Source organism: Ignatzschineria sp. RMDPL8A (assembly GCF_029815055.1).
Classification (GTDB): Bacteria; Pseudomonadota; Gammaproteobacteria; order Cardiobacteriales; family Wohlfahrtiimonadaceae; genus CALZBJ01.
Genome location: NZ_JAPPWA010000002.1, coordinates 1,054,393 through 1,073,417, shown reverse-complemented (window position 1 = coordinate 1,073,417; position 19,025 = coordinate 1,054,393). Strand labels below are relative to the sequence as shown.

The 19,025-nt window shown below is 46.1% G+C and carries 16 protein-coding genes and 1 riboswitch; of the genes, 5 read left to right on the top strand and 11 right to left on the bottom strand.

What is annotated here, in order from left to right; all coding sequences use genetic code 11:
* Positions 1–20: 20 nt before the first annotated feature.
* On the bottom strand, positions 21–1,139 hold the full coding sequence (gene mmgD, locus OXI21_RS06445; protein ID WP_279618737.1) for a citrate synthase: 1,119 nt from the start codon (positions 1,137–1,139) through the stop codon (positions 21–23).
* Positions 1,140–1,746: 607 nt separating this feature from the next.
* Between mmgD and OXI21_RS06440 the strand changes: the two genes are divergently transcribed.
* On the top strand, positions 1,747–3,141 hold the full coding sequence (locus OXI21_RS06440) for an NAD-dependent succinate-semialdehyde dehydrogenase (RefSeq protein WP_279618736.1): 1,395 nt from the start codon (positions 1,747–1,749) through the stop codon (positions 3,139–3,141).
* Between the two features lie 86 nt (positions 3,142–3,227).
* Here OXI21_RS06440 and OXI21_RS06435 read toward each other — a convergent pair whose 3' ends face one another.
* The 4 genes from OXI21_RS06435 to OXI21_RS06420 form a co-directional block, all read right to left on the bottom strand.
* Complete coding sequence (locus OXI21_RS06435; RefSeq protein ID WP_279618735.1) at positions 3,228–3,707, bottom strand: YbaK/EbsC family protein; 480 nt, start codon at positions 3,705–3,707, stop codon at positions 3,228–3,230.
* Positions 3,708–3,782: 75 nt separating this feature from the next.
* Positions 3,783–4,310: a C40 family peptidase gene (locus tag OXI21_RS06430; RefSeq protein ID WP_279618734.1), complete on the bottom strand. Its 528-nt coding sequence runs from the start codon at positions 4,308–4,310 to the stop codon at positions 3,783–3,785.
* A gap of 130 nt (positions 4,311–4,440) precedes the next feature.
* Complete coding sequence (locus tag OXI21_RS06425) at positions 4,441–5,811, bottom strand: hypothetical protein (RefSeq protein WP_279618733.1); 1,371 nt, start codon at positions 5,809–5,811, stop codon at positions 4,441–4,443.
* Positions 5,808–6,035, bottom strand: coding sequence for a hypothetical protein (locus OXI21_RS06420; protein ID WP_279618732.1), 228 nt, complete (start codon positions 6,033–6,035; stop codon positions 5,808–5,810). Before OXI21_RS06420 ends, OXI21_RS06425 begins: the two co-directional genes overlap by 4 nt.
* A gap of 207 nt (positions 6,036–6,242) precedes the next feature.
* Between OXI21_RS06420 and OXI21_RS06415 the strand changes: the two genes are divergently transcribed.
* On the top strand, positions 6,243–7,538 hold the full coding sequence (locus tag OXI21_RS06415) for a hypothetical protein (protein ID WP_279618731.1): 1,296 nt from the start codon (positions 6,243–6,245) through the stop codon (positions 7,536–7,538).
* A gap of 139 nt (positions 7,539–7,677) precedes the next feature.
* Entirely contained in the window at positions 7,678–8,328 is a 651-nt protein-coding gene (locus tag OXI21_RS06410) for a LysE family translocator (protein WP_279618730.1), read from the top strand.
* 67 nt (positions 8,329–8,395) lie between these two features.
* Here the strand turns inward: OXI21_RS06410 and mgtE are convergent, their stop codons facing one another.
* Complete coding sequence (gene mgtE, locus OXI21_RS06405) at positions 8,396–9,394, bottom strand: magnesium transporter (RefSeq protein ID WP_279618729.1); 999 nt, start codon at positions 9,392–9,394, stop codon at positions 8,396–8,398.
* A gap of 215 nt (positions 9,395–9,609) precedes the next feature.
* Positions 9,610–9,774, bottom strand: a riboswitch (M-box (ykoK) riboswitch).
* A gap of 344 nt (positions 9,775–10,118) precedes the next feature.
* Here mgtE and OXI21_RS06400 point away from each other — a divergent pair.
* Positions 10,119–12,176 carry a Na/Pi symporter gene (locus tag OXI21_RS06400; RefSeq protein ID WP_279618728.1) on the top strand — a complete coding sequence of 686 codons (2,058 nt, stop codon included), beginning with the start codon at positions 10,119–10,121 and terminating at the stop codon, positions 12,174–12,176.
* Between the two features lie 153 nt (positions 12,177–12,329).
* Here the strand turns inward: OXI21_RS06400 and OXI21_RS06395 are convergent, their stop codons facing one another.
* A complete protein-coding gene (locus tag OXI21_RS06395; protein ID WP_279618727.1) occupies positions 12,330–13,253 on the bottom strand; it encodes a DMT family transporter in 924 nt (307 codons plus the stop codon).
* Between the two features lie 154 nt (positions 13,254–13,407).
* On the opposite strand from OXI21_RS06395, the gene OXI21_RS06390 reads away from it, so the two are divergent.
* Entirely contained in the window at positions 13,408–14,196 is a 789-nt protein-coding gene (locus OXI21_RS06390) for a helix-turn-helix transcriptional regulator (protein WP_279618726.1), read from the top strand.
* 26 nt (positions 14,197–14,222) lie between these two features.
* Here the strand turns inward: OXI21_RS06390 and OXI21_RS06385 are convergent, their stop codons facing one another.
* The 4 genes from OXI21_RS06385 to yidC all read right to left on the bottom strand — a co-directional run bounded on the left by OXI21_RS06385 (position 14,223) and on the right by yidC (position 18,992).
* Complete coding sequence (locus tag OXI21_RS06385) at positions 14,223–14,450, bottom strand: DUF3820 family protein (RefSeq protein WP_347815518.1); 228 nt, start codon at positions 14,448–14,450, stop codon at positions 14,223–14,225.
* A 15-nt stretch (positions 14,451–14,465) separates the two neighbouring features.
* Positions 14,466–15,689, bottom strand: coding sequence for a DUF819 family protein (locus tag OXI21_RS06380; RefSeq protein WP_279618724.1), 1,224 nt, complete (start codon positions 15,687–15,689; stop codon positions 14,466–14,468).
* 192 nt (positions 15,690–15,881) lie between these two features.
* Positions 15,882–17,210 carry a tRNA uridine-5-carboxymethylaminomethyl(34) synthesis GTPase MnmE gene (gene mnmE / locus OXI21_RS06375; protein WP_279618723.1) on the bottom strand — a complete coding sequence of 443 codons (1,329 nt, stop codon included), beginning with the start codon at positions 17,208–17,210 and terminating at the stop codon, positions 15,882–15,884.
* A gap of 78 nt (positions 17,211–17,288) precedes the next feature.
* A complete protein-coding gene (yidC, locus tag OXI21_RS06370) occupies positions 17,289–18,992 on the bottom strand; it encodes a membrane protein insertase YidC (RefSeq protein ID WP_279618722.1) in 1,704 nt (567 codons plus the stop codon).
* Between the last annotated feature and the right edge of the window lie 33 nt (positions 18,993–19,025).

Genomic DNA, 19,025 nt, shown 5'->3' with positions numbered 1-19,025 from the left:
TTTAAAGGGTTTGGAGCGAGCTACAGCGCGCCATTTTCCCCATAGGCAGGCCCAATATAATCCGCTCTCGGTCTAAAAATACGGTTATTGGAATGTTGCTCTAAAACGTGTGAACAGAGCCCGACGGTTCGTGCGCAGAAAAAGATCGGAGTATAGAGCTCAACGGGAATCCCAAGCTCCCAATAAACCGGCGCCGCGGGATAATCAAGATTGGGGTAGAGTCCCTTTTCCGCCGCCATAATCTCAGCGCCTTTTTCACACATCTCAAGGTAGGTATCATCCTCTTTAATGCGGCATAATTCGCGAAGCGCCTCACGCATTACTAGCGCGCGGGGATCCACTTTTTTCATATAGACCCGATGCCCAAAGCCCATAATTTTGTCTTTATTCGCGAGTCGGTTACGAATCATGGTTTCCATCCCTTCTACCGTTTCAGCCTCAAGGAGCATCTCCATCACCGCCTCATTCGCGCCGCCATGAAGGTTACCTTTTAACGAGGCCACCGCCCCAACTAGTGCGCCGTATAGATCGGAGTTTGTTGATGCAATCGATCGCGCGGTAAAGGTGGAGTTTGGCAGTTCATGCTCACTGTATAAAAGGAGCGATTTATCGAAGGTATCGATCTCAAATTGCGTCGGTTTTTTACCGGTAATCATATAGAGAAAGTTTTCGCTATAACCCATCGATGGATCCGGCGGAACGATCGGTTCATCGTGCAGAATATGATAGCCATTGGCGACGATTGTCGGAATTTTGCCTAAAAGCTCATAGGCTTGTTCACGATTTTTCTCCGGCGAGCGATCGTCTAAATCGGTATCGTACCCCGCTAAAATTGAGATGCCCGTCCGCAAAAGGTCCATCGGGTGAGTTGTTTTCGGTAAGAGTTTAAAGATCTCATAGACGCTTTCGGGGAGCTCATAATGCTCTTTCAAACGTGCCTCGACCGCATTTCTCTCGGCCTCCGTTGGGAGTCTTCCTTCAATTAAAAGATGGGCGACATCGAGATATTTCTTCTTCCCTGCGAGCTCAATCAGATCAAATCCTTTGATCAAAATACGACTCTCCACCACATCTAAGTTGGAGATAGAGGTTTGTACTGCAATGATCCCTTCTAAACCGGGCGTGAACTGATTTGTCATGTTAACTTCCTCCGCTAATTGACACTTGAACGTGGCGCATAAACGCCGTGGTGCTACAAATCACCGTCCTCTCTTTTCATTATGGATTTATAATTGATCTTAGTTATTAATGAGATTTCGGGGATTTACATGAAATAAAATTTGAAATCGAATGTGTGAAATGCCTTACCAGTAACCTATTGTTATTTTTATCATCTATTGACTGATCTTTAATCTACCTCAGATATAACACGGCGCTTTTCCCTTTCCCAAATTAAATTTTTTAATCCATTTTTTATTTCTTTTCTTTCAAATTCAGCGTGCTATAGTGATTATTTGTGCCCCATCAAAATGGGTATCCCGGTTTTTATCCGCTCGTTCGATTCCTCTCGAATCGATACTGGCTTTACCCACCTTTACAACTCCGCTCTCACCCCACCCAGCTTTGCTTCTCAATTGCTAAAATTTTGATCTATTTCAATAAAAAATTTTTCTTTTAAATCCGTTTATTTTTTAATTTTTCAAACGTGCCCATTGATTCATAGCGCAATATTCGCCCGCCTTTACATAAATTTCGATAAAATGAAAGGAGATTGCATTACTTTTCTATTCCAAAAAGGAGATCGTCATGAGTACATTTACTGTCTATAATCCCGCAACGGGAGCCGCCATTAAGGACGTTCCGATCGATACCAACGAACAGGTGGAAGCGAAGATTAATGCTGGGTTTGAGGCTTTTTTAGATTGGCGCGATACTACCGCTTATGAGCGTGCTGAACTTCTGCATAAATGGGCCGATGCGATCATGGCGGAAAAATCCTCGATTGCGCGTACGATGACCGAAGAAAATGGCAAACCCTTAACCGAATCCTTGGGCGAGGTGAATTACGCGGTGAGCTATATTCGCTGGTATGCGGAAGAGGCTAAACGGCTCTATGGTCGCACGATTCCTGCAGGCTCGCGGGATAAACGTCTCCTTGTCACTCAGCAAGGGATTGGGCTTGTCGCGGCGATTACTCCGTGGAACTTCCCTGCTGCGATGATGACCCGTAAAGCCGCTCCTGCCATTGCTGCAGGATGCGCATTTATCGTCAAACCGGCGGAAGAGACACCGCTTACGACCATTCGCCTGATTGAACTTGCCCATCAAGCCGGCTTTCCGTTTAATTTAATCCAATGCGTCAATGGTGATGGTCCGCGAATTGGCGAGATTTTCACCTCACACGCGCGCATTCGTAAAATCACCTTTACCGGCTCGACACACGTTGGAAAACTGCTGATGAAAAACAGTGCCGACAGCGTGAAACATATCACTATGGAGCTCGGTGGCCACGCGCCGTTTATTATCTGTGAAGATGCCGACATGGATCTTGTGATTCCGCAAGCGATCGCCTCGAAATTCCGTAACGCGGGGCAAACCTGTGTCTGCGCCAATCGCTTTATTGTCCACGCCGCACGCTATGATGAATTTTGTGAGCGTTTTACTGAGGAAGCGGCGAAGCTCAATCTTGGCAATGGGCTCGAAAGCGATACCGATATTGGCCCTGTGATCAATCAAAAAGGATACGGCAAAATTATGGATCAGATCGAAGATGCCGTGACTAAAGGGGCAAATGTGCTCCTTGGCGGAAGTGGCATTGCCGATTTTGACAAAGAGACCTTTTTCGTCCGCCCCACTATTTTAGGTGATGTGACGCTTGAGATGGATATTATGCACGAAGAGACCTTTGGCCCTGTGGCGCCGGTCTATCGTTATTACGATCTTGATGATGCGATCACCATTGCAAACGGCACCCCTTACGGGCTTGCGGCCTACTTCTTTACCGAGAATTATAAACGCGCGCTTAAACTTCATAAAGCACTCGACTTTGGTATTGTCGGCTGGAATGATGGGCTCCCAAGTACTGCGCAAGCGCCTTTTGGTGGAATGAAAGAGAGCGGCATCGGCCGAGAAGGCGGCGTTGAAGGGATTGAGGCCTATCTTGAAACGAAATACCTCTCCATCGGTGGCCTCACAGAATAATTAAACTCACATAATGCAAAAAGGATCGAGATTTTCATGTTGTTAGCATGGATCTCGATCCTTTTTTAATGTTTTTTATATCCCCATCATTTCGATACATTGACGGGAATCGCGCCTCGATGACGCAATACTTCGGGGGTAATTTTTAGGATAAAGCCGCGTTTCCCCCCATTAATATAGAGCTCATCGAGATCAAAAATCGTCGATTCCGCATAGATCGGAAGATCGGCGCGAATGCCAAAGGGAGAGGTGCCGCCAAATTCATAGCCGGTCCAACGGTGCGCGTCTTTATACTCTGCCGGTTCTGTTTTTTTAACGCCTGCGACATTGGCAAGCGTTTTGGTATCAACGTGGCAATCGCCATGCATTAACACCATCAGCCCTTTTCGATTTTCATCAATAAAAACTAGGCTTTTAATCACTAAATGCTCATCAACGCCAAGCCAATCGGCGGTGGATTTGGTGCCACTTAAGGTTTTATCGGCATATAAAAATGGTTCAAACGGCTGTTTTTCGCTCTCTAAATAGCGAATGCCCGGGGTTTTAGGAAATTTAACTCGGCTCATAATTGAGAAGTTCCTCGTATTAATATCGACTAGAATCGCTCTATTATACGCCGAATGCGATGCGATTTTTAGCGCTTAGTTCATGGCGCCCCATTTTGATAATCGGCTCTGCCAATACGGCGTATCGATGCGGGTAATTTCTACTTTGCGACCCGTTCCCGGTGCATGAACCATGCGATTATTGCCTACATAAATGCCGGCGTGGGAGACCTGTTTACCGTTAATTTTAAAGAAGAGGACATCCCCTTCTGCCGGGCGTTTCGCGACGCTCATATGCGCTTCTTGCTCGCGCGTTGTCCGCGGTAATCCCACATCAATGCCCTGATAGACATGCTGCACTAACCCGCTGCAATCAAACCCGGTTGAGGGTGAAGTGCCTCCAAGGCGATACGGCGTTCCGACGAATTTCTTCGCATCATTGACCACCTGCTCGCGCTTTGCGGTTAGTACCGTCGGCTCTTTTTTCGCTTTTACCCGTGCGCTCTTAGCGCTACTAGCATTTTCCCCGTCTGATCCCGAGGTTGTCGCGCATGCCGTTAAAGCAACGCTCGCACATAGTGTCAAAAGGAGTTTTCCACCCCGTTTAAACGTCTGCCCCACCATCACAGCCGCTCCTTATATTTGTGTTTTTGTTTTGCAAAAATAATCCGTTGAGACGATCTATTTTGCCATATCTAAAAAATATCGCCACATAAAAGTGCTCTTCCGCGAATGTATACATTTTTACCCTGTGTTACGCTCTCTTTTCCCGCTTTTGCTCGGCCCCGATAAAAAGTGCGATCAATGCGAGCGGCAGCACAAAGAGCGTTGGGCTCAGATAAGGATGAAGCGGTTCACTAAAGCCTAAAATATTGCACCAAATTGTCCGGCTAGTAATCAGAAAAAGCGTACTGCCAAGCGCGCCGACAAGGAGTGTATAAAAGGCCGCCCGCTCGTTAAAGGATTTAATATAAAACGCGCCGAAAAGGAGCGGGAAATGGGCACTTGCTGCCCACGAAAACGCAATCCCAAACAAAAAGGCAAGATTTACCCCTTCAAAGAGATAGGCAAGGAACGCACTTAACAGTAGCATAACGCCTAAGCTCGCCCGGGCAACGAGCGGATTCTCTTTAAATTCTGGCGCAATGAGTGGCAATAAATCTTGAGTAATGTTCGCGCCCATCGCCATCACCAGCCCCGCCATCACCGCTAAAATGGTGACAAATACCACGATCGCAAAGAGATAAGTAAAGAGATCGCCACCTAAAAAATCGGCTAAATGCATCAGCGCCATATTCGCCCCGCCTGTGAGCGTTTCACCATAAAAAATTACATAGGCGCCAAAGCCAACAATCAGATTCATCACAAAAAAGAACGCGATTAAAAAGCTCGCAAAGATCGCAGAAAGCACCGCCGTTCTCGGTTTTTTAACGGTAAAAAAGCGCATCAATACATGGGGGAGCCCCAAAAGCCCGAGCAATAATCCAAGCACTAATGAAGCTTGCTCAACGCCGCCCGCAATTTTCACGCTCGGCATAAATCCGCTTGAATCCCCAAGCTCGCGCGCCCGTGCCCAGAGATTTGGAATCGAATAGCCCATCTCACGCCAAACTAAAAAGAGCATCGTACCGGCAAAGCCAAAAAGAATCATCGCTTTACTGCTCTGAACGAGCGTCGTTGCCTTCATCCCGCCCATAAATACGAGCCCCGCGGTTAAGCAAACCACCAATATCAGCGAGTGCGTATAAGAGAGATTAAAGAGCAGTTTTAATAGCGTGCCCGCCCCCATCAATTGCACTAAAAGATAAAATAGACTGATAAGGAGTGAGGTTGAGCCACTTAAAATTTGTAATCGCGTGGAATGAAAGCGCTGATTGAGCACGCCACTGATGGTATACGCACCCGAGCGTCTCAATTTATCGGCAAACAAAATAAGAAGTAATGGCCAGCCGACAAGCGTTGCCACCGCGTAAAAGAGCGAGTCCATGCCTTGGCTAAAATACATGGCGATAGAGCCCAAAAAAGCCGCCGCCGAGAGATAATCCCCAGCGAGTGCCCAGCCATTTTGCCATGCGCTAATTTGCCGGCCGGCTAAGAAAAATTGCGACGATCCAGAAGATTTCATGAATGCACTCCTCCTTCCTCTTCGTCTCGGAGCTCTCTTTTAAGATAATAGATGGCAAAGATTCCGCCGATCAAAACCGCCCAAACCATCACAACCACACCGAGAAAAATCGAAAGTGGCCAACCCATAAATTCAAGGCGTGCGAGCGTTTCCGGACAATAGTAGAGCCCAAGATAATAGAGCGCCATCGGAATGATGAGCAGCAGCGTTAAAATCAAGCGCATGAAATCTCCTTGTTTGTCGTAGAAAATCGCTCCCATTATACGCCTTTATCCGCTGAAATATAGCCAGCGAAATCCGCTCGTTTCTAGCGCAAACTGCCTCTTTTTACCCGCGTTTTTTACCCACCTGTAAAGGATTTAGTCTATAATAGAAAGAATTACTGCATTGAGGATCTGCCTCACATTCATAACAATACTAAAGGAACGATCATGACTTTCCTAAAAACGCCTCTCTCAAGCCTACTTTTTCTGCTATTAACGCCTCTCTCTCAAACCACTTTTGCCGAAGAAGCAGCGGTAAATCCGGATGAAGACGCGCCGATCATCGCTTATTTTGCCGAAGATGGCACGCCGAGCACCGATAAAAATGAGGATAGCTACTACTATCGCCGTCTGCATGAGACCTTAAATGGCTGCTATTACGTGCAAGATTATTACGTAAAGAATGATCAAAAACAGATCGATGCGGTCTGCATTCGTGATGAGATTGATCTTGCAAGCTGGAGCCCGAAAAGTTTGCAAGGGACCATGCGTTTTTATAACGATCAAGGTCAGATCACAACGCAATATTTTGTGAATAATAGCGAGTCAAGCGGCACAATCTCCTCGTGGAGCGATGAAGGGCTGCTTGAATATGAAGCGCAATATAAAGATGGTGAGCCTCACGGTGAAGTCACCTTTTACAATGACGCAGGCGAGGTTAGTACAGAGCTCTTCTTCATCAACGGAAATCGCTATCTCGGTGCATTTAATTCAAATGGAGAGCGCGTTCAAAGCGGCGATGATTTTCAATATTATCGCGTCTTGACCGATTCTGATGCGGACTCCTTTACCATTCAGGATTTCTATAAAGGGGGCATCAAACAGATCGACCCCATTCGCATCACCGATATTAATGATATCTATGCATGGCAACTGACAAGCCCCGATGGCACTCTTCGTTTTTATAATCAGGAAGGCGTGCAAATTGGTGAGGAAAATTACGACAACGGCATTCTCAATGGCGCGATGAAAGCGTGGTATCCCTCTGGCCATTATGAGCTTGTTGGCTATTTCAAAGATGGCGAGCAATCGGGCACTTGGAAAACCTGGTACGAAAGTGGGCAAATTGCCTTCCAAGAGCAGTATGAAGAAGGCGTCTACCACGGCACTATCAAGCATTGGGATGAAAATGGCCAACTTCGCACTCGCTTAATTTATGATGAAGGCGAACTGGTTGAAGAGACCCATTGGGATGAGCAAGGCTTACTACTACCGGTCTATATCGGTGATTTTGACCCATCAGATGATACCTGCAGCACCAATCGTGAATGGATCAAGCTCGATTCGGATAATACGGATAACTCTAATGACTCTGATAGCGCGGATGCGTCTACGGATGAATCTACCCATACGCTTGAAGAGGTTCAATCGATGGATTCCGATGATTTCGATGAGTTTTTACAGCAATATGAAGAGCAAAATGAACCGCGTAATGGAGCATTTTGGAAACTGTGGCCATTTTAATGTACTTATATAAGTCGCTTACATAAGTAATACTACGAGCGCGGGAATGGGGATGATCGGCCGCTAGCCATCGAACCACCCGCCTTTTTTATGGATCAATAGCACTGACTCACCATTTGTTGAAGGATTCGCTTTTATCATGGATATTTCGATTCTCGCGGGATTTATCTTAGCGGCCTCGCTCTATATCGTCTCGCCCGGCCCGATCGCGCTTTTTTCCATTAACACCGCCATCAATCACTCAAAACGAGGGCTCTTTTTTGCAATTTGCGGTACCACCACCGCCGCTCTTATTTGGATTGGATTCGCAGCCCTACTTATCTCCGGCATTGGTTCTGTCAATCCCAATCTACTTAATTATCTGGCGATTTTTGGGGCGCTCTTTATGCTTGGATATGGCTATTCGCTCATTCACCCCTACATCATGCATCGGCGGAATCCTGATAAAAAAGAGACCACTGAGATGGAAGCAGAATCAAGCGATACCACTTATCGCAGGCTCTTTCTTAAGGGTGTAATCCTAGGGATGGCGAACCCCAAAGATTTAATCTTTTTCATGGCGTTTTTCCCACCGTTTTTAGCGAACCTCGGACTCTCCCACCTCCACGGCATGACCCTTTTAACCCTAATCTGGTGTACGCTCGATTTTACCGTGCTCATCAGTTTAGGCCTTGGCGTGCGCCACCTCATTACCCCGAAAGTAGAAAAAGTACTGATCTTATTGAGCAGCGCCCTTTTCATCGGCGTTGGACTCTACGCGCTGATTAAAACCATTCTTGGTATGATTTAATCTCCTGCAAAAAATCCCCTATGCCGTTAATCGACCGCATAGGGGAAGCTTATGACTCGCTTTTTTATTACAGCGTTAGGAACATATTGGCGATACCAAAATAGATAAAGACGCCGACAATGTCACAAATTGAAGTGATTAATGGGCCGCTTGCGGTGGCTGGGTCCATCTTGAATTTGCTAAAGATAAAGGGAAGCGACATGCCGATAATACTGCCGATCATCACCACAAATACCATGGTAATCGCAACGATTGTAGCAATCTCGATCCCGCCGCGCATAAAGCCCACAAGCGATACCGCAAAGGCCATACTAAAGCCTAAAAGCGCAGAAACGAGCGACTCTTTGCCCACCATTTTAAACCAGTCTTTAATCCGAACTTCCCCGAGTGCCATCGCACGAATTACCAGCGTTGCCGACTGTGCTCCAGCGTTTCCGCCACTATCGACGAGTAAAGGAAGGAAGAAAACGAGCGCCACATTATTTTCAATCAGCTCTTCATAGGTGGCAATCCCCGCCCCTGAAAAGACGTTCATAAAAACAAGCACCACAAGCCATGCAATCCGCTTGCGATAAAGCAGCCCAATCGTTGCATTTAAAAGATTGTAACCGCTTACATCACTGTTGATCGAGGCCATTTTATAGACATCTTCGGTCACCTCTTGCTCCATCACATCGAGGATTTGATCAACGTGGATCACCCCGATTAAATGATCCGATTCATCGACAACGGGAATTGTCACCAGCTCCGTTTTTTGGAAGAGCTTGGCTACTTTTTCCTGATCGATATCGGTCTCAAGTTTGCTCAGCTTTTTCTTCATCACGCGGAATAGTGGATCACGTCCATCGGCCGCTAACAGCTCACGAATCGCAATCACGCCCACTAAACGCTCGGCATTATCGAGCACATAGAGGTAATGAATATCTTCACGCTGATAGAGATGCCCGCGAAGATAATCGATCGCGTCATCGACACGGCTATCCATCGGAAGCGTGACAAAGTTCGTGGTCATAAGAGATCCGGCTGTCTCTTTCCCAAATTTCATGTTTAAGTCTTGAATTACCATTGGCTTAACTCCTATCTTTTTACTTTCATAAAAACGACAGTAACCATTGTTGCTGTCCTCGATATATTTTGTTAAACGTGGCGACGCGCGCAGGCGCCAACGCTGGTATCCATTTAAAAAGAGTCCATGGATGATCAGTCCACTTTTCGAAGACCAAAAAAAACACCCGTCCTAATGAGGAGGGTGCTTTTATTAGCACGCAAACGCGCACCGTGATCTCTCCTCTTTCGTAAAGTTTTAGCACTATATGGCATGGGATATTTCCCGGCTACATTAGATACCGCCTTAGCTCGACAGTTTCTGCTGACCCATTGGTGTCTCTCGACGTTTCTGGGCAGTAGCTTACCTCCATATAGGAGCCTCACCTAACGAGGATAGTTAACGCTTTGACCAAATTAATTTTCTGGCTGATCCCTTAAAGAATCGTGCGTTAACCCAAAATAACTAAGAATGAATCATACCCCCTTTATTTAACTTGTCAAATTCTTTCTTTACCTATCTCATGAATTCGTTAAATGACTTTACGCTGGTTAATCGTTAGTTAATCGTTATTTAACGCCCATTTCGCCTCGTTTAGCGTGATGGATCGATGCGCTTTTACCCTCGCTTTAAAAAAGGATCTGCTATAATCAAAGATCTATTTTTCTTAAGCAAATGGTTGATTTAACCGATCAACCCTTAAGTCATCCTTAAGTTGTTCCTTAAGTCGTTAAAGGCTGTTAGTGTGAAAAAAAATAAAATACGCAATCTTCTATTTGGCCTCGTTGCAATTAGCCTGCTCTACACCTTTAGAGGCAATCCTAGCTGGGTCGAACTCTGCTCAGGACTCGCCTTTTTCCTCTTTGGCATGCAGTGCATGAATGACGGGCTCCAGCAACTCGCCGGAAGTAAGCTCGAAAAAATATTAGCAAGAAGCACCTCGACTAAACCGAAAGGGCTCTTTTTTGGGATGCTTTCGACGATGATTTTACAATCGACCACCGTCGTATCGCTCCTAACGATCGCCTTTATTAGTACCTCGCTAATCACCCTTGCCGGCGGATTTACCATTATGATGGGGGCCTATATCGGGGCAAGCAGTGGCGTTTGGCTCCTTGCGCTTGCAGGTCAAGGCGTTGATTTAGCTCCCTTTGCCTATCCGATGATTGTCCTCGGCGTGCTCGCTTCATTTAATGGCGATAAAAGTAAAGCACTTGGGCGCGTCCTACTCGGCATTGCCTTTATTTTGCTCGCAATTTCTCTGATGAAAAGTGGATTTTCCAACTTCACCAGCGAAGTGGATTTCACCGAACATTCCCTCGATGGCATCTCGGGTGTGCTTATCTTTTTGGGCATCGGCTTTTTAATCACCACCGTTTTACAATCGAGCCACGCCACCATTATGCTTGTGTTAACCGCACTTCATTTGGGGCAAGTCACCTTAGAAGAGAGTTTTATCTTAACCATCGGCGCGATCTGGGGAAGTTCGGTTACCACCGCAATTGTCGGGTTTTTGGGCGGTAGTCGTGGCGGAAAACGCTTAACCTTAGCCCACGTTTTGTTTAACTTTGTCACCGGCAGTTTAGCGCTTATTCTCCTTAAACCGCTCACCTATCTGGTCTATCAAATTGGCGATGCGCTATCGCTTAATCCACTCATTGAACTTGCGGTATTCCACACGATTTTTAATCTCCTTGGGGTCTCAATTTTCTGGGGATTGCAAGATAAATTAATCGCAAAACTGATGATTTGGATCCCCGATGAGAAGAAACAGACGGCGCTCATTGCCGATGCGATGGAGAAAGAATCGGCGGCAGAGCCCAATGAAAAAGTGATTACCTCCCGCTATTTAAATCCCAACGTCCTTTCATCGCCTGCAACGGCCGTCGGTGCGATCTTTCAAGAGATTGAACACCTTGGACAGATGAGCGTTGAGGTGATCTGTTTATCGCTCAATCTTCCCATTGAAGAGCTTGGCGCGGAAGAGTTTAACGAGGGATTAATCCGTAAAGGCATGGACGATGCCCCCCTTGATGCTAATAAACTTTATCAGCGCTACGTGAAAGGCATCTATAGCGAAATTCTCTCCTTTATGAGTCGCATTCAATTTGACGATGAGGAAGAGAGCGCCTATTACCAAGAGCATCTGCTTAACTGCCAAATGATCGCGCTAAAGCTCGTTGACTCGGTGAAAAACAGTCACCAATTGCAAGATAACTTCTCCCGCTATTCCGCTCTCTCGGAGTCGGATGTGCGAAACTTTTATCAACAACTTAAAATCTACCTCTTTAAGAATATTCGCGAGATCTATCGCCTCTATCAGATTCTCGAAAAAGAGGGAATAACCGCGGAATTAAAGCATGAAAGCCTCGCTGAAATCGAGCGTTTGATTGAAAAGAGTAAACAGTTTGAACGCGTCTTCCGCCGTGAAATTTTTATGGCGGTGCGCAAAGATGAGATCGATGGATTTAGTACCAGTTCGCTCATGAACGATCTCAATTACAGCCGCCGCATTGTGAAAAGTCTCTACGATATTTTAGCCCTCGCCTTTGAGAGCCAATATCGCCCCTTTATTCACGATGAACCGGAGGAAATTGAGGACGATGCGAGCGCCGTTTCAAATCTAAAAGAGACCCTTGATGAGGTCTTAAATGATGAGACTAACGAGAACGCGCCGAGCAATTTAGCGCCCGTTGATAACGCGGCCTCCATTGCGGAAAGTGATGATGCGGAAGATCCTGAAGAGCTCCCACCCATTAAACTGATTAGCGATGAGGTGTGCCTCCCGGAGCAGAAAGCGTAGTGTTTTTTTGAAGGGCGATCCTCCAATCAAATTCACATTAATATAAACAACATAAAAAAAGCCCGAACACTCTGGAAACATCAGCGTTCGGGCTTTTCTCCTCCATCCTCATGGATTCTTTTTAGGCCTTTTCGTATCTTTTATTACGACCTATTATTCTGCTTGATTCAGTTCTGCTAAGACCTTTTCACGGCTTTTAAAGCGAAATTCTTGGTTCATCTGCTGAGCAATCATGACGCCGACCAATGAAATTCCGCCTCCAATAATGTGATAACTTTCGAGTGTTTCATGAAGGAAAATAATCGAAATAATCGCAGTGAAAAGCGGTGATAAATTCATAAAGAGCGAGGTTTTACTCGCGCCTAAACGCGCAACGCCTTGAAGCCATAAAAACGGTGCAATAATCGACGCGGGAATGCCGGCAAATAAAATAAGCGCCACATTATCGCGGGTAATCGCCACATTTCCGGCAAACATAAAGAGCGGAATAAGAATAATAATCCCGAAAATCACCTGCCAATAGAGCGATTGCCAAGTTGAAATCGTGATCTTCCACTTCATCGTTAAAACCCCGTAGAGCGCGTAGGCTGAAGAGGCAACAAGCATCATGAGCTCGCCCTTGCCGATCCCGATCTCTAAAAGAAGTTTCGGGTTGCCGCCACTAATCAGCCAAGTAATGCCGAAAAACGACAACAAACTCCCAATCACAAGCCCGATTGTGAGCGGTGTACGTAAAATTACTAGGCTAAGTAAAATCGTTAACAGCGGCGTGAGCGAGAGGAAAATCCCGATCATCGTGGCCGAAATGGTGTGCGCCGCATAGTAGGCAAGGCACTGGTAGAGTGCCATTCCCAAAAATCCTAAAAAGGCGAGCTTTCCAAGAAGCGGGCGAATTTTTGCCCAATTCATAATCGTGCCGCGCAAACAAAACGGCGTTAAAATAATCCCCGCCAGCACCCAGCGGTAAAACGAAATCGTTGCAGGCTCGATCACGCCGGCGGACAATTTATTTACAACAGCATTCATTGCCCAGATCATTACCGCGACGAGCGGATAGAGCATTGCAGTCAGTTTCATTCATCTCTCCTGTGACAAAACGTCACGCTATCATTCAATTTAAATAAGATCTTTTCTCATCGGTGTACTAGTATAGAGATGTCTTAAATGAATGATATACCGTAAAACGGACATTCTTCTTCACTAATCTGACATTTTAAGAGGGCTTTTTTCGATGGCGCACCAATTACCGATCGAGTGGTTTGATATGAATCCCAACCATTTTATGATGCTCGCTGATGAAAATATTAACGAGGCGAGTGAATATCTGCCACATAATCACCCCTGGGGACAGATTATTTTTGTGAAATGCGGCGTCATTACCCTTGAGATTGAGGGCGAGCGTTTTATTGCGCCTCCGGGATTTGCCATCTGGATTCCGCCCCATTGCACTCACGCCTGTTACAATCATGAGCCGACGCGATTTCGCTCCATTAACATTCATGAAGAGGAGACCACCGCGCTAACGCAGAGCCCGTCTCTCTTAAAACTGAGTGAGATTGCCCGCGCGATTATTGATTATTTTTTTGAGAGCGATCGCCTAATTCCCGAATCTGGCACCGATAAACGCAAAGCCTACGTCTTAATTGATGAGCTCCATGATGCGATGATCGGCCATACCTATCTACCAAGCTCAGAGCACCGCCTATTAAAGCCAATTCTAACAGCGCTTGAGAAAGATCCTGCCAATCGGCGCACCTTAAAAGAGTGGGCCGAGAGCGTCTTTACCACCGAGCGCACCTTAACGCGCCACTTTCAAAAAGAACTCGGCATGAGCTTTAATGAGTGGTGTCAGCGCTTACGGTTTATTCACGGCATTTCGCTCTTGGAACAGGGGAAAACCATCGAAGAGATCGCCTTTGATGTCGGTTACCGCTCCGCGTCAAGTTTTATCGCAATGTTTCAAACCATTGCCGGCACTACGCCCGATCGCTATCGTCAGCGCCATATGAGTCCGCTATGACTTATTGACCAGACAAACAAATCGGACTAATCTCGCCCCGATTTAAGCGGATGAATGAGCCGATCGGTGCCATCGATTTTAAGCATTAGCGCCAATTTTAAAAGTCGCCCCAGCTCTCCCTTTGGAAAGCCGCCGCCCTTCCCTTCAAACCAGAGAAGATAGGCTTCCGGCAGATCAATCAAGCGCCTGCCGGCATATTTTCCAAAGGGCATGCGATCATTGGCTAACTTCACCAAATCCTCTTTTCCAAACAGCTCACCGCTCATCCATTAAGCTCCCATAAAGCGCGTTAAAATTGTATAAATAATCGTGCCGGCATAGTTTCCGATCACATATCCCACCGTTCCGATCACTAAAATCGGCCCAATTAAATTGCGCCAACCGCAACTAATCGCCATGGCCACAGCCGTGGTCGGACCGCCCACATTGGCATTACATGCGAGCAAAATCTCCTCAAGAGAAAACTTAAAGAGCTTCCCAAACAGGAGGCTCACCACAAGATTCATGCTCATAATGGTGATCACAAATAAAAGCAGCAGCGGCGCATTTTGGATAATCAGCGGCAGCGATGCCGGAATCCCGATCACCACAAAAAAGAGATAGATCATATAGGTGCCCATCTCTTGGCTACCACTCAATTTTTGAAAGTGGGATTGAAAGAGCGCAATCACAATAAAGGTGAGCGTCGTTAAAATGAGGTATTTATCGGTAACAAGCCCGATCGCAATCTCTGAGACGATGCCACTTGCGTGCACTTTAAGGGGAGAGAGAAGATCGGCTAAGGTAAAGGAAGCCGCCACCAAAAACACCGTTACCGCCATATTGATGGCAATGTCTTTCAGCGAGATCGCTTTCGGTGTCCAATAAGCTTTCGCTAAATTATCGCTCTCACTTCCCGCAAGGCTCTTCTCCACTGCGTCAATGTGGGGCGTTGCAAAGCGTTTACGAAACCACATCATCCCGCTAATCGTCACCAAAATAATGAAATAGAGCGCCATGATAAGATTGTCCGCCACAATGGTTGAGGCCGTCATATCTTTTGAGGGCTCGAGCTTTGCCGTCATCGCTGCGAAATTGACCCCGCCGCCAATATAGGAGGCACTAATCATGCCGGTAATTTTATCGAGTTCAGGAATCGCATTACGGAAGAGGAAAAATGCAATCACCGCGCCAATCATCGTCCCCACCGAGCTAATTAAAAAGATAAACAGCAGTCTGCGACTCTCTTTAAAAATGCTCGCCACATTGACCTGAAAAAGAAGGAGCGGAATCGCAAACGGCACTACATAGCCCCATACTGCGTCATACACTGGCGCATCGGTCGGAATGATTTTAAAGCTCGAAAATCCAATGGCAATTATCAGTGCAATCACCGCGCCCGGCACTTTCGACGACCACGCGTAGCGCTGTTCAACCAAAATGGAAACGCTCGCTGCAATGATGATAAACGCCCACAACAGGAGCGATTGTTGATCTGAAATTAAGGAGGTCATAGCAATCCTTTTTTATTGTTGTTATCGGATAGAAAAAAGCGATTTCCCTTTAAACTACCGCGATTTGATAAGAAGTACAAGGGCAATAAAAAAGGCTTATTGTCTCGCTCTATCTCTCGATCCAATAAGCCTAAATTTAGAGGCATTTCTTAACTCATTTCTTAACATATTCTCAGCAAAGAGATGACGCAATTATTTCCCAACGCAGAAACTTGAGAAGATCTCGCCCAATAACTCATCGTGGGTAAATTCACCGGTAATTTCCCCGAGCGAACTTTGCGCTAGACGAAGCTCTTCGGCGACAAGCTCAATACTATGCTCCGCACGGATCAATTCAAGCGCCACTTCAAAGTGTGCAAGCACCGCTTTAAGCGAGAAGATATGGCGCTCACGAGCACTGAATAATCCTTCGGTACGAGTAACGCCGGCAACCTCTAAAATCGCGGTTTTCAAAATATCAAGACCATCACCAGTTTTTGCGCTCATGGCAATATAATCCTCATATTGCCCCGCTTTTTTTGCTGAAAGATCGATCTTATTGTGAATGTATAGAATCGGGATATTGAGCTCTAATAGCTCCGGATCAATCTCGCGCTCGCCACTTTCATCATCATGCAGCCAAAGAACAAGATCCGCCTCTTTAATCGCTGCTTTCGCGCGCTTAATGCCTTCCGCTTCAACAATGTTATCAGTTTCGCGCAGTCCTGCGGTATCGATAATATGAAGGGGCATGCCATCGATCACAATGCGTTCACGCAGAAGGTCCCGCGTGGTTCCCTCAATCTCTGTCACAATCGCCGTCTCTTCGCCGGAAAGTGCGTTAAGCAGACTCGATTTCCCCGCATTTGGGCGGCCGGCTAATACTACCTGAAGGCCATCAGTTAAGAGTTTGCCTTGCCCAGCGTTTTTAAGAAGGGTTTTGACTTTTTGGTCGAGATCTTCAAGGCGAACAAGCACATTGCCATCGGAGATAAAGTCGATATCTTCTTCACTAAAATCGATCGCGGCTTCAATGTAAACGCGAAGCTCAACGAGCGTATCTAAAAGACCATTCACCTCTTTAGAAAAGCCGCCTCGGAGCGAATTCATCGCTGCTTTTGCCTGCGCTTCACTCTCACTAATAATTAAGTCGTGAATCGCTTCTGCTTGCACAAGATCGAGTTTGCCATTAATAAAAGCGCGCTCTGAAAATTCTCCACGGCGAGCAGGTTCTGCGCCAAGCTCAATCGCCCGCGCTAACACTCGGCTTAACACCGTAACACCGCCATGACCTTGAAGTTCCACCACATCTTCGCCGGTAAAGGAATTCGGGCCTTTAAAATAGAGTACAACGCCCTCGTCAATCGCCGTCCCACTCTCATCTAAAAAGGGGGAAAACTGCGCCATCCGCGGCGTAAATTCCGTTAAACGCGTCATTTTTTGGGCAATGGCTAAACTCTCACGCCCCGACAAACGGACAATCCCAATTCCGCCAATGCCAGTGCTCGTTGCAATCGCTGCAATGGTTCTATCTTTTAACATATTCACCTCATCTACAGTGAAAAAATCCCCAAACAATGTTGGGGATTTAACGTATTTTAATTAACCTTGATTTATCGGTTATTTATCCGCCGCGGCTGGCTTTTTATCGCCCGCTTCGACGCGCTTCATAATGATGCTCTGCTGTAAAATAGTGAGTAAGTTATTCACTACCCAGTAGAGCACGATGCCCGATGCGAACCACATAAACATAAAGGTAAAGACAAATGGCATCCACTTAATAATTTTCGCTTGCGTAGGATCCGTTGGCGCTGGGTTGAGGCGTTGTTGGAAGAACATCGTCACCCCCATGAGAATCGGCAATACGAAATATGGGTCCATTTGTGATAAGTCTTTAATCCAGAAGATCCAAGGCGCTTGGCGAAGTTCAACGCTCTCTTTTAACATCCAGAAGAGTGCAATGAAGATCGGGATCTGAATGATGATCGGCCAGCATCCCCCTAACGGATTAATCTTTTCTTGGCGATAGAGCTTCATCATCTCTTCTTGAAGCTTCATTTTATCATCAGCATATTGCTCACGAATCAATTGCAATTTAGGGGTCACATGACGCATTCTCGCCATCGATACATACCCTTTATTCGCAAAATAGAGCAGTGCCACTTTCGCGGTGATCGTTAATAAAATGATCGACCAACCCCAGTTCCCGGTAAAGCTATGGTAGAACTTAAGGATTTTAAGCATGATGTTTGAAATCGGGCTTAACCAGCCGTAGTCAAGGGTAAGATCAAGCTTCTCAGCGGTTGCCGCTAACTGATCTTTATCTTTAGGACCGGCATAAAAACGGCTCTCAAAGATATGACTTTTACCCGGTGCGATCTCGGTATTGTACTGATCGTACATGCGCAGCACATATTCAGTATCAGCGGCGTTATTACCATTTTGATCATGACGGGTTTCGATCGTACTTAAATGGCCGACATCTTCTTTTGATTTACCAGGAACCCACGCAACCACAAAGTATTGCTCAATGAGTGCCATCCAACCATCTTGACCGCTAAATTCACGGGGAACAAAGGTTTTACCCTCTTTTTTCACCATGTTTTTGTATTTGATTTTCTCATATTTGTAATCATCATTCGGGAATGAAATTACAGGCCCGCGATAGCTCTGCGCGCCGATAAAGCCAGAGGATTCTTGCGTCATCTCTTTTTCAACCAGCTGACGATACTCTTTACCGCTCCACACTGAATCCGAGTGGTTAATCACCTCTTGCTCAAAGTGGATGTTGAACGAATCACGCTCGAAAATATAACGCTTCACATAGGTGATGTTGTTCGCTTTATCTTCATAATAAAGTGGCACAACAAGCGAATTTTCGCCCTCTTTCATCACAAACTCACTCGCTTCTGCGACATAGAGTGTATTGTGATTTGCGGCGCTACCATCGGTATTGAGAAGGCCGGTTTTATTAAGACGGAAACGCTCCGAATCATGCCCCATTAATTTATAGGGTTTATCGTCGTTTTCAAGCGATTCTGGATATGAGGTAAGCCCCATTTCAACGATATCACCGCCCTGTGTTTGAATTTTAATATCATACACATTGGTGCGCACGTGAATAATGGAATTGGTCGCATCTTCCGTGCTTAACGTTGGAATATCGCCATTCACCGCATTCACCGCATTTCCAGTCGTCATCTCCGCTACGACAGGCTTCTCAGGCGCCGGATTATTCGCCGTCACCCAATTGGAATATAGAAGATAGGCAACAACGACAAGCGATGCCCATAAAATAAGCCGGTATTGATTACTGCTCTGCATAGATAGAATTCTTTACTTTATAAAAAGCCTTAT